At 56.7% G+C, this 12,324-nt stretch carries 10 protein-coding genes; 3 read left to right on the top strand and 7 right to left on the bottom strand.

All coding sequences use genetic code 11. The features are described from left to right. Positions 1-31: 31 nt before the first annotated feature. A complete protein-coding gene (locus tag E9954_RS03630) occupies positions 32-1,039 on the bottom strand; it encodes a mevalonate kinase family protein (RefSeq protein WP_136077875.1) in 1,008 nt (335 codons plus the stop codon). A 140-nt stretch (positions 1,040-1,179) separates the two neighbouring features. Continuing rightward, positions 1,180-2,433, bottom strand: coding sequence for an amidohydrolase (locus E9954_RS03625; protein ID WP_136077874.1), 1,254 nt, complete (start codon positions 2,431-2,433; stop codon positions 1,180-1,182). Positions 2,434-2,908: 475 nt separating this feature from the next. On the opposite strand from E9954_RS03625, the gene E9954_RS03620 reads away from it, so the two are divergent. Genes E9954_RS03620 through E9954_RS03610 form a run of 3 tightly spaced genes read left to right on the top strand, consistent with a single transcriptional unit; the run spans position 2,909 to position 5,593 of the window. Continuing rightward, on the top strand, positions 2,909-3,310 hold the full coding sequence (locus E9954_RS03620) for a hypothetical protein (RefSeq protein WP_136077873.1): 402 nt from the start codon (positions 2,909-2,911) through the stop codon (positions 3,308-3,310). Continuing rightward, positions 3,307-3,642, top strand: a complete 336-nt coding sequence (locus tag E9954_RS03615) for a hypothetical protein (RefSeq protein ID WP_136077872.1) — start codon at positions 3,307-3,309, stop codon at positions 3,640-3,642. The genes E9954_RS03620 and E9954_RS03615 overlap by 4 nt, the downstream gene beginning before the upstream one ends. A gap of 28 nt (positions 3,643-3,670) precedes the next feature. Further along, the gene (locus E9954_RS03610) at positions 3,671-5,593 is read left to right on the top strand and encodes a sugar phosphate nucleotidyltransferase (RefSeq protein WP_136077871.1); all 1,923 of its coding nucleotides are present in this window, start codon (positions 3,671-3,673) and stop codon (positions 5,591-5,593) included. Here E9954_RS03610 and E9954_RS03605 read toward each other — a convergent pair. The 5 genes from E9954_RS03605 to E9954_RS03585 all read right to left on the bottom strand — a co-directional run bounded on the left by E9954_RS03605 (position 5,590) and on the right by E9954_RS03585 (position 12,258). Next, positions 5,590-7,596, bottom strand: coding sequence for an O-antigen ligase family protein (locus E9954_RS03605; protein WP_136077870.1), 2,007 nt, complete (start codon positions 7,594-7,596; stop codon positions 5,590-5,592). The genes E9954_RS03610 and E9954_RS03605 overlap by 4 nt on opposite strands. 6 nt (positions 7,597-7,602) lie before the next feature. Then, on the bottom strand, positions 7,603-9,165 hold the full coding sequence (locus tag E9954_RS03600; protein WP_136077869.1) for a DUF2723 domain-containing protein: 1,563 nt from the start codon (positions 9,163-9,165) through the stop codon (positions 7,603-7,605). Then, complete coding sequence (locus tag E9954_RS03595; protein ID WP_168441935.1) at positions 9,162-10,637, bottom strand: methyltransferase domain-containing protein; 1,476 nt, start codon at positions 10,635-10,637, stop codon at positions 9,162-9,164. The genes E9954_RS03600 and E9954_RS03595 overlap by 4 nt, the downstream gene beginning before the upstream one ends. A 123-nt stretch (positions 10,638-10,760) precedes the next feature. Continuing rightward, entirely contained in the window at positions 10,761-11,516 is a 756-nt protein-coding gene (locus E9954_RS03590; protein ID WP_136077867.1) for a WecB/TagA/CpsF family glycosyltransferase, read from the bottom strand. 19 nt (positions 11,517-11,535) lie between these two features. After that, complete coding sequence (locus tag E9954_RS03585) at positions 11,536-12,258, bottom strand: class I SAM-dependent methyltransferase (protein ID WP_168441934.1); 723 nt, start codon at positions 12,256-12,258, stop codon at positions 11,536-11,538. Positions 12,259-12,324: the final 66 nt, after the last annotated feature.

Genomic DNA, 12,324 nt, shown 5'->3' with positions numbered 1-12,324 from the left:
GCCTTTGTGATTTTTAGGTGACACAGCTTCGTTAGACAATGTTGGGTTTGAGGATGGAGATGCGGAGTGGTTCCAGCACGCTTTTCAATTGATCAAACATGGCGTCGTCGGCATAGGTGCCGACAATCGCCCCGCCCGATCCCGTAAATTTTGCGCTCGCCCCGACCGAACGGGCCGCTTCGACCATGGCAATATTGTCTGGGTGAATGTTGTATATCCTGCGGCGGAGATCGAAATTGGCATTGAGCAATTCCCCAACGACACCGGAGTTGCCCGATAGCAGGGCATCGCGCACTTGATCCGCCAATCCTGCCCATGTTTCCATGGCATCGACCACCTGCTGGTCACCCATGTTATACCTTGCGCGGATGTCGTTGTGGAACACCTCGGAGCCTTCGCTCAGTTCGCGCTTGTAGGCGATGTATATATTGGGAAGCAAGGAAGGGTCGAGTGGCTCATAGTTCCCGAAACCCTGGGCTTTCATTGCAGCTTTGTCGAAATCCATATAGGTCAGGCCCTGGTAGACCTGCGCAACCCGGTCCTGCAAGCCTGCGCCGATGCCGAGTTCATCCGTTTCGACCGAAAGAATGATATTGGCCATTTCAGGTTTGGGGATATCCACTCCGTAAAACTGCATAAGCCCGCGGAAACACGCCGTGATGATGGCGCTCGATCCCGCCATGCCGACATGATGCGGAATGTTCGAGAAATAGCGCATGGCAAAACCTTTGCCAGACACATCGATGCCCTTGCTCCTGCAATATTCATGGAACCGCTTGAGCGAGGCCTGAAGCAAACGGATGCCGCCATAGTATCCGCACTCCCGGACGTTTTGCTCGAGATCGTCCAAGGTTCGGTAGATGGAGCGGTCGCGCCGGTTGGGCAGCAGCTCGATGTAGGGAGCCTCATACATCACCGTCTCGGCATAGAAATTGTCGAAGGTGAAGGAAATGGTCTTCCCGTTGTAGCCATCCGATGGATTGCCGATAAAACCAGCCCGGGAATATGCCCTGCTTCTAATGATGCCATTGTTTTCCATGCTACGGAGTATCTGTTTTTTGCAAACGAATGATCAAGCGTTTTTCACCATTGAAGGCCGCGAGAAGAGGGCCATCCATTATCACACCTCACAAGGTGTGATAATTCCGGGAGCAAATCTTCGGTTCATTGCGCATGTAATCACTGCGATTGGAAGCGCGACACATAGGCCTTAGCGTCTGCAACGATTTCTTCCTCCCCCTCGACACGCCCGTTCTCCATCAGGATTTCCCCGTCGCAAATCACGGTGTCGATGCAGGAGGAATCGGCGCTGTAGACGAGGTCGTCGATGAGTTGATAACCGGGGACCAGCCGTGGATTGTCCAGGTCAACGAGCATGCAGTCGGCCAGCAACCCTTCGGCAATCCGGCCGCAGTCCAAACCGAGGGCCTCCGCCCCCCTGGTGGTGGCCATGTCGAACGCTTCCGCGGCGGGAAGCACGGTGGGATCGTTGTGGACCAGCTTGGCATTGAGGGCGGCAAACTTCATCTCCTCCAGCATGCACAGGTTGTTGTTCGAAGAGCATCCATCGGTACCGAGGGAAACATGCACTCCGGCATCGCGCAGACGGGCATAGGGAAAGCGGCCGGAAGCCAGCTTCATGTTGGAAGCCGGGTTGTGCACCACCTTCACCTGGTTACGGGCAAGGATGCCGATCTCTTCGTCATCGACGTGAATGACATGCGCGGCAACCACGTTGGCTCCGAGCAACCCGATCTTTTCGAGCCATTGCACGGGCCGCAGGCCATGCAGGGCGCGGCAGTCCACCACCTCCTTTTCCGTTTCCGAAACATGGATATGGATCAGCAGCCCATGCTCATCGGCGAACGACTTCACCCAACGAAGCGACTCTTCCGAAACGGTGTAGATGGCATGTGGTCCCAGGGTGAACCCAATGCGGTCGGAGTAGCGCCCCTGCTGCTCGAACAGCTTCGCGGCCTGCTCCCGCTCGGTTGCCGCGCGGGCTTCATCGTTGAAATCGATGAACACCGAGGAGAGCATGGCACGCATGCCCATTTCCTCCACGGCGCGGGCGACACCGTGGTAATGCCAATACATGTCGTTGAAACAGGTTGTTCCCGACTTGATCATTTCCAGGCAGGCCAGGCGTGCACCGGTATAAATATCCTCCTCGCCCATCTTTGCTTCGAGCGGCCAGATATAGTTGGTGAGCCAGTCGTGCAGCTCGAGATCGTCGGCGTAGCCGCGCAACAGCGCCATGGAAGCATGCGTATGCATGTTGACGAAGGTCGGCACGATCGCCTTCCCCCGCCCGGCCACAACCCGCGCACCGTCGGCATCGAGGTTGGGCCCGATGCGCTTGAAGCGGTTGCCCTCGATCAGCACATCGGTTTCCAGTCCGCCGAGTTCAACATCCTTTATCAACAATCCCATAGCTTTAACCCGATTTGATTTTTTAATCCTTTTCCATTTATCCGCTATTCAGGATGGGAAATGCAATCCTGGTCGGAACACAACAGAACATAGCGGAACACAATTTCATTCTTTTGCCCCTATTCTTGGTTCTTCGTGGAATTTTGTGGGGGTAAATGTGCCAACGGCACAACACAATTTAGCATGGGGCGAAGCCCTATGGTTCGGGGCATCCCCTGTTTCTGCCCTGTAGGGGCACAACTGCCGTTTTGTGTTGCCCATTCAGGGCAAATATTTCTCTTTCGCCAGCCCCCTTGGACTACGTCCAAGGCTAAGTTGTGTTGTGCCGTTGGCACATGCGCTATGGATTGCTCCCATAAAAATCTACGTAGACCCCCTATTCTTTCCGCTCCCGTTTGATTTTTCTCCTTGGATTGTAGACGGAACAGAATCCGTGCCTGCACCATAAAATGGAAAATCAAACGAAGGAATCGAAATGGAGACGGGACAATCGAAAAAGACAAACCTGACGCCCCGGCAGGAGCGCCTGCTGGTTGAATTGGTCAAGACGCCGGATATTCAAGCGGCGGCCAAAGCGGCCGAGGTCGGGCGAACCACGGTGTATCGCTGGCTGGAGCAGCCGGAGTTCGCCGCCGAACTCGATCGTTGCAGGAACCAGGCGATGAACGAGGCGTTGTGCAATATAAAATCCCTAAGTTCAAAGGCGGTGCAGGTCATGCAGGAACTGCTGGACTCGGAAAACCATAGTGTCCGGCGGATGGTCTGCAAGGATGTCCTGAGGCATGCCCTCCAGCTGCGGGAGATGGAAGAGATCGAGCAGCGCCTTTCGCGGATCGAAAGGGAAATGGAAAAACTAAACCCCGGAGGACGATCATGAAAAACTACGACAAACGAATCGATAAGCTGGAGGGGCACTTGCCCGACGAGGATAACGAACCCCTGTTTGTCCAACTAGTCGGCGCCCCGTGGACGGAGACGGAAAAACAGGCGGCGCTCGCCAAATATCCGGACTGCGACTGCTTCATAAAGCCGCTCTCGATGCAGCGACCCTATGAAGAGATCGAGGAGCGGCGCCAGGCTGGCCGACCGTTCGACATGCCGGCGGAAGACTTCCGCGCCTTCCACGGATCGAGCGCATACCGGGACGCAATCCGCAGGATGGAACGGTTTCGGAATTCGGCTTTCCCTGACGAAGGGGAAATGCAATAAATATTGGGATAACAATTAGGGGATAAAGATGAAGATTTTCGTGCCAGGAAGAATCTGCCTGTTTGGCGAGCACTCGGATTGGGCCGGCGGCTACCGCCGCATCAACGCCGATATCGAGAAAGGCTATGCCCTGATCGTCGGAACCAACCAGGGCCTCTACGCCGAGGTCAAGCCCCACCCCGACAAGCTGATCATCAAGGCCTCGTTCGAGGATGGCCGCCGCAAGGGCCCCTTTGAGTTGCCGATGGATCGCGAGGCCTTGCTGGAGGAAGCCATGAAGGGCGGCTTCATGAGCTATGCGGCCGGCGTGGCCTACCAGATCGTGACGCACTACCGCGTGCGCGGCCTGGAGATCGACAACTACCTGACCGACCTGCCGGTGCAAAAGGGTTTGTCATCCTCCGCCGCCATCTGCGTGCTGGTGGCCCGCGCGTTCAACCGCATCTACGACCTGAAGATGACCGTGCGGGGGGAAATGGAATATGCCTACCTCGGCGAGATCACAACCCCCTCCCGCTGCGGACGGCTCGACCAAGGATGCGCCTATGGCAACCGACCGGTCAAGATGACGTTCGACGGGGACCGGCTGGATGTGGAGGAACTCAATGTTCCCGAAACGCTTCACTATGTCATCGTCGACCTCAAGGCCCACAAGGACACGGTTGAAATCCTCTCCAAACTGAACCGCTGCTATCCCTTCGCCGAAGACGACATCCAAAACAAGGTGCAGGACTACCTGGGGCCGATCAACCGGGACATCAACCGGCGCGCCGCAGAAACGATCCGCGATGGCGATGCCGTCGCCCTGGGCCAACTCATGAACGAGGCCCAGGCCAAGTTCGACGAACACCTGCAACCGGCCTGCCCCTCGCAACTCACCTCCCCCGTGCTGCACCGGTTGCTGGCCTACGAGCCGATCCAACCGCTGATCCTGGGCGGAAAGGGCGTTGGCTCGCAAGGCGACGGCACCGCGCAGTTTCTCGTGAAGGACAAGGAGGCGCAGCAGAAGGTCATCGAAATCATCGAGCGCGACCTGAAGATGCCGTGCATGAAACTCGACATTGAATCGCTCAATCCGCTGCGGAAAGCCGTCATCCCCGCCGCCGGCTTCGGCAACCAGCTATTCCCGGCAACCAAGACGCTGAAAAAGGAAATGTTCCCGATCATCGACCGCGACGGGCGCACCAAGCCGGTCATCATGGCCATTGTCGAGCAAGTATTGAGCACCGGGATCGAGGAAGTCGGCATCATCATCCAGGAAGCCGACCGCGAACTGTTCGAGGATTTCTTCCACCAGCGCCTGCCGGTCGAACATGCCAACAAGCTCTCGAAGGAAGACCAGCACTACATGCAGCACATCATGGATATCGGCAACAAGGTGACGCTGCTGGTGCAGGAGTCGCAGGAAGGCTTTGGCCATGCGGTGCATTGCGCGAAGGAATGGGTTGGCCACGAGCCCTTCATCCTGATGCTGGGCGACCACCTGTTTGCCTCCGACACCGACACGTCCTGCATCGACCAGCTGATCGACCTCTATGAACGCACCGGCCGCAGCGTGGTGGGCTTGCAGGAAACCCCGGAAGAAGACGTGAAGCATTTCGGCTGCGCCACAGGGGTTTGGGAAGAAGGGGGGCAGATGCTCTCGATCACCGAATTCGCGGAAAAACCGCCCGTGCAATATGCGCGGGAGCATCTCGCGACACAGAACGTGAAGGAGGGGCACTTCCTGACCATTTTCGGACAGTATATCCTCACCCCGCGCATCTTCCAGCTGCTGGAAGAAAACATTAGCCGGAACATGCGCGAAAAGGGCGAGTTCCAGCTCACGTCGTGCCTCGACAAGCTTCGGCAGGAGGAGGGTTTTGTGGGCTGCCCCGTCAAAGGGCGGCGGTTCGACATCGGCATGCCCGAAGCCTACCGCCAAACCATCATCGACTACCCCAAAAGCTAGAGCGAATCCAGCAGGTCGTGCAGCTCGTCCAAGGAAACGCGTTTCCGATCCGGCCTAACATCCATCGAAGGATCCGCCGAGGCGGGGGCCTTCGCCTCAACAACCGGGTTGAGTTGCTTTTCCAGCCACTGGATGTTCTTTCGGATGGATTGGGTGTTCCTGATGGTTGCGGCGGTCTGGAAGATCCCGAGCGCTTTTTCATATTGGCCCGCCTTGCGCAGCTCGACGCCATATCGCCACCAGACATTGTCGTTGAAAGGTCGTAGCACCGTCGCCTGCCTCAGCAGCTCCAGGCCCTGCTCCCGGTCTCCAAGAAACAAGGTGACCAGCCCCAGCAACATCGCCAGCTCGGCATCCATGGGATTGTGGAGGTATCCCTCGGCCAGCACCTCGTGCTCCACCTTGGCCACCTCCACCTTCACCTCGCGCTCCAGTATCAGGCGCCGATCCTTTGCATGCAGGTTGCCCAGATTCTTGTACGCCCGCCAGTTCATGGCATCCATCCTGATGGCATTTCCGTAGAGCGACTTGGCGGATTCCACCCGGCCGGCCGCGGCCACCCGGTCGGCCAGCGCTCGCGTGAAAGCCGATGCATGGGTTTTAACTGAAATTGCAAGGCCGGTGATCGCGACCAGCATAAGGGCAACAGCCCCCACCCGCCGAACCATGGATGGCTTTGCGGCCAGTTGCTCCTGCCGCCGTCCGCACATCGGCCCGACGGCAATACCGGCAAGCAAGCTGAACACCAGGGCATTCTGGAACACATGCATCTGGAAATCGAAGAAAGAGTGCAGCATCGTCCCCGCTGCGGTTCCCAGGAACGCCATCGCCATGAAGGCATGGTGCTCGTTCTGCGTCTTGAGCGAAAAGACCAGGATACGAATCAATCCCCAGCACCAGGCCACGGCAAACAGCCCGAACCCAACCCATCCATATTCGACAGCCAGTTCAAGATATTCATTGTGCGGATGGCCCGTTACCATACGCACAGCTTCGCACCGCTTGCGGAATTCGGGAAAGGCATAGCGGTAGCTGCCCGGGCCGAAACCGGCGACCGGCTTGGCGGCCACCATGTCCATGGAGTCCAGCCACGTGAGCGGGCGGAAATCCGTGGTCGTCGTATTCGCGAACCCCTCGGTTTTGGCCTCGACCAGGAAATCGACAACGGGTGCCATGCGCCGTTTGAACATTTCCGAAGAGTTCCATGCCGCGACTAGCAGAATGATTGCAGAAAGCGGAACCACGACAACCAGGGCCCAAAACAGTTTTTTGTTTTTCCGCAATGCCACCAACAGGGTCGTGACACCGATGGCGGCAATGGAACCGAGCATACCGGCGCGCGACTCGGTCAGCGTGATCGTAGGAACGAAAACGAGTATGCAGTAGCCGGAAAGGATGCGCAGGAACAGTCCGGCCTGGGGAATGAACAGCAGGACAAAACAGAACGGCAGGAGCATCTGCAACAGGTGCGCAAAATGGTTTGGGCAAATGTAGGTGGAGGCCAATCGCCCCGTGTAGTCGTAATACCGTTCGGTCCAGAGCACCATGTCCGGTTGCTTGAAAAAGTTGACCAGCCCATAGAAGCACCCCAGCAAGGTAAAGACGAGCAACCAGCCCAGCACCGTCCGGCTATCTCGGAACAGAACGAGGGAATTGCTGCAAAGATAAAAAACGCCCATGCATAGTCCAACCACCAACATGCGCAGCTTGGCTTCATAGGTAATGGGACAACTAAACACCAGGGCCACACCGAAGGCCACAAACAGCAGCCAGAGGTAAAACGATGGTGGAGCAACCGCGGTTTTCCATTTTGAAAAAGCAACCGACACCAACCAGCCGGATAGCAAGACATACCCGGCAATCATCAAGGGTGACAGCAGCAGGAACTTATCCTCCCCCACCACCCCATAGAAGAATGCGGCGACAAGCGGAATTGCCACCAGCCATTGCGCCAGCAGCTGGCCGTTGGGTTTCCACTCCAATTCTTTGTCGTTTTCAGCCATATCGCTTCAATCCAGTTCCATGCGTTGAACAATAGTGATAGAGGAGTTGTCTCTCAATTCAAGCCCCATCTTCCTTGCCCAGTTCCCCTGTTCGGGATAGCGGAGCATTAGGCTGGAGGGCGGATTGCCTAAATCATCGAATCCATATACCTGCCCCTGCACACCGGCTATCCGGCATTCCAGGTCGGCGGAAGCATCCACCGCGAAGAGGTAGACGACGTCGCACGGGCAGTGGTAGCGAAGATACTGGTAAAAGATCCAACTGCCGCTGGAAAGCACAAGATCGTCCGCTTCCACCCGAGCCAACAGCGGACTCGCCTTAACGGCATTGTAGTCGGCATCGGCCCTTTTCAACGGCAACATGCCAACCAGCCCATTGTGCAGCAGCATGCAGACGAGGAATAGCACAAAGGCCGCGCGCAGGTGGGGGAACCGCCCGCCCATGGACTGCAGGGAAAAAATAAACAGGAAGATTGCGGGAATGGCCTGGATCCAGAACTCAGGCGCAGCGGGATCGTAGCGGAAAACGATGAGCGCATACAGCAACAGCCAAAGCCCTGCCACCGCCGCCAAGGTTGCCGACGAACCGTGCTTTTCCGGCAAGCGCCAGCCCTTGATGGATTTAAACGCCAACCCTATTGCCGAAACGAAACAGGCAACCAGCGTTGCCGTCCCTATTACCGCGAGGCGCATCCCCAGCACTTTTCCGAAAAACATTTCCTCGGCAATCCCCATGCCGGGAAACGCCTGGGCAATCCAATGCCCAACGGTTTCCCAGGCAAAGACAAACTGGGAGGAGAGCACCCCGCTTCCAATACCCACCACCGCCCGGGGATAGCTCCTGGGAGAGAACAGGCTACCCTCATAGGCAAATTGCGAAACGTCGTGCATCCCCTCCGCATCCCAGCCCAACGCCACGAGGACGCCAACAACCGCAAGCAACACGATAACGTATGCCATCCCGTAGACCACCGCCCCCCGCCACTGCTTACGGCAAAGGCACACCACCCCCACCGCAAAAGCCGGAAGGACATTCATGATATGGATACAGGAGCCCATTGCGGCAATGATGGCCGAGACCACAGGACTCCCGATCCGACCATCGCTCTTTATGGCAACCGCAAGCAACCAAACCGCGAACATGCCGCTGAGTGCATAGATTTCGGCCTCTGCCGCGTAGCGCCAAACGCCGTAGCTCACCCCGGGAACCAGGGAGGCAACGAGAGCATCCCTTGGGCGAACCCCCAGTTGGCTATGAAGCACCCGATAGAAACAATAGAGCATAAGGGCGGTGGCCACGGAGCCGATGAAGCCGAGCACGCCCAACGCACGCGCATGCGGCACGACTGTGGAAACAACCTTCGCCAGCGGCAGGAAGAGCAGGTGATGGGCATCCAGCAAGGCCATGCCCGATTCATTTTCCAGGCGCCAGGCATACTCGTAGGCATCTTCAGCCTCCGTTCGGTTGACGGGACCGGATGCGAAATAAAAAAGAGCCAGGAGACCAACCATCCCCACGGCACGAAACCAATGCCGCCCCTCCTTGCCCTGTAGGATATTTCGACTCATGCCTTCTCCCAAACCGCCATGTAGTGGGCACTATAGGCGTTCCAGCGCGAACGTTCCAGCCAAGCCTCCAACGGGCGAAGCAACTTCCACAACCCCATCGGAACAAAGTCGGGAACAAAAGTGAAATAGTGCTTCTCCTGTTTCCATTTACCGCCATCGATCCCGGGAAGCCGACCGGGGTCGATCCACCACTCCGTCCCCTCATCGATGGCGTTCAGCACCGGGAACAGGTATCCCATGTAGAAGCGGAAAAGCGGATTGAACGGGTTCATCTCATGCACAAAGATTCTACCTCCGGAACGGAGCACCCGCCCCATCTCCCGAAGAGCTTGCAGCTGCGCCTCTTCGCTTTCCATATGGTGGAGCATGTTCACGCAATAGACAAAATCGAACCGGGCATCGGGGAATGGGAGCTTGTCTGCCGAAGCCTGCTCCCACCCGGCCTTCAGTTCCGCAGCACCGGCATTTTTCCGAGCCCACTCCAACTGGTTCCTTGACAGGTCAACGCCCACCATTCGTGCGCCCTTTTCCGCAAATTGCAACGCATAGGCTCCTTGTCCGCACCCCACGTCAAGCCCGTCCTTGCCCCCGACGCCGCCCATGCCGTCGAGAATGGCATCGATTTTTCGGTGCAGCAAATGATCGCGGATATGCCCTGGGATTTCGTCCACATATTGATCGGCAATCGCATCGAAATGGTTTCCGGATCGAGTCGCAGAACGCAACCGGGCCACCAGCACAATCAAGGCCGCCAATCCGACCGCCAAGGCAAACCATGTCGTGGCCATCCGGAACCCGGTGGTCATCCATACCGCATCCGGTCGCGCAATTCCAGCGTCCAAGAATCCACCGAGCAGGGACGACCCCGTCACCCCGGCCCCCATCGGAAGCCCGGTCAAACCACCCAGCAACGTGCTTCGGCTAAAAAGTTGCGCCATATCACGGATGCCAATTCCTCCGTCAACCATGGCATCGAACACGGCCAGCGAAACAACCGGGAGGCTCCAGGCAAGGATGGACAGCAGCACGGCAACGCTCCAGCCAGCCCGGCGCCCTCCCCGAAGGAAAAACGGCACGGCAATACACACGATGGCCAATGCCGCCAACACCGGTAGGTTGCCGAGGGAAAGAAGGCAGACCAAAGCAAGGGCGTCCGCACCGCGCTCCAGCAGAAAAATACGAACCAGGCGATGGAAGGTCGGACGGACAGGAAGCCCCAGCATCGGAATCCGCATCAGCTCCCCGATATAGAACGGGGTCAGGATGGCTGGCAACGTGGCCAGATAAACCCCCAGCCCTTTTCTGGCGGGCATGCGTATTCCATTCCGCCGGCAAAGAAAGCGCCACTTCACCCAACGAACCAGGATGTTCGCGAAGGTCAGACAAGAGGAAACCAAAACCGTGCCGAACCACCGCACGAAAGGCAGGTCGGCGCCGACGCCATCCGACCGCCACCATGCAAACGTGGCCATGCCACCAACAGCAACCGCCAAAATGAGCAGAATCAATAAAAGCCTATACAAACGCATATACAAAAAAACCAGCCATTCAAATGGACTGGAACCTTTACACGAACCTTCGGTTTGAGCAACCCATCATTCACTAGGCTTGACCTTGCCACGACTGGTCAACACCCGCCAATAAAACAGGGGGATGCCGACCACATAGCGCCGGAAATGCCGGCGGGGTTGCGCAACCAACCGGGCCAGCCATTCCAGCCCACAGTCCGTAATCCATCTGGGGGCGCGGCGTTCCATGCCCGTGTACCAGCGGAACAAGGCACCGGTCGCAATGAACACCCCCTTGTCAACATGATCCTTGGCCTGCCATGCCCAAAGCTCCTGCCGCGGCATGCCCATGCCGGTGATAATGATATCCGCGTTGGCATCCGAAACCTCGGCCACGACGCCCTTGTCCTCTAAATCAAAAAAACCATTTCGCCATCCCGCCACCTTCAGTTGAGGATGCCGTGCCACAACCGTCTTCACGAACGCTCCAACCACTTCGTCTTCATCGCCGATGAAATAAACGGAAAAACCATCCCTTTCGCACATCGAAAACAGGTCGTCGATCCAATCCGGCGGCGTCATCCGCGGCCCAAGCCGGTTGCCCGTCAGCACCCCGGCCAGTTTGACCCCGAATCCATCGCAAAAAACAATCTCGGAATGGTTCAGCACATCGCGGAATTCCGGGTGTTCATAGGCCAGGTTGCAGGCATGGACATTGACGTTGTTGACCAAGGCCGGAGTGCCGCCCCTCGCCAGCTCGGCGATGGCTGCAAGCAATTGCAACTGATCCACGACCGACACACCAATCCCCAGAACGCTCTTCTTTTCAAAACAAGGACTCATGCTAGAACACTCTTCCCCATCACAACTTTATTCCATCAACAATAAGCGAGTCGATCCGTTGAATATATGTTGTGCTAAACGCCAGTTCCTCTTCTGGACAATCCTTGTAGAACGCCTGGTTATCTTCGGGATTGGATTTTATATATTGACCATGCCGATCGCAATATCTTAGCGGATAAGTAGCGAAACCGGCATGCTCCAGGGCTTCGCACAATGAATATACCGACCATCGGCTCTTATGCTTGTCAGGGTGGGAATAGGGCAGGCACTGATTCGGATACCCCACGCTTTCCACCGGTTCGTAGGTTCTCAAGTCGGCATCTGGAACACAGGTTCTTATGAGCCCATTTGGCTTGAGCACACGATGACATTCCCGAAATAGATCAACCGCTTCATCCAGGAACAAATGTTCGAAAAAATGTTCCGAAAAAATAAAATCCACCGTTTCATCGTCAAATGGAAGACGCCCGCCTTTTTCAAAATAGAATTCTGAAAAATTGGTTTTTTCATAAAGCGCTTTCCTCGAAAAACCATGCGGCCGCCTTTCGGCTCCTCGCCGAGCAAATCGACGTTTAATAATTTCGTTAAGCTCTGCGAGGCTTAAAGCATAGAGTCTGGCCACCACCATTTCCCAAGCCAAACCGCCCTTCTGATCACTACCACTCCCCTGGCATGGTTCTCCAAGATGGATCCATGATTTATCCAGAAAGGTGTCTAGCGCCTGGGCTTCCAGATTTTCCAATCGTGAGGTACCAATCTGAACTCGCGTTACCATATGCAATCCATCCAATTTCCGATCCGATATGCT

It is taken from the genome of Pontiella desulfatans (assembly GCF_900890425.1).
GTDB classification, from domain to species: Bacteria; Verrucomicrobiota; Kiritimatiellia; order Kiritimatiellales; family Pontiellaceae; genus Pontiella; species Pontiella desulfatans.
The sequence above is the reverse complement of the archived record's forward strand: the minus strand, read 5'-3'. Positions and strand labels throughout refer to the sequence as shown.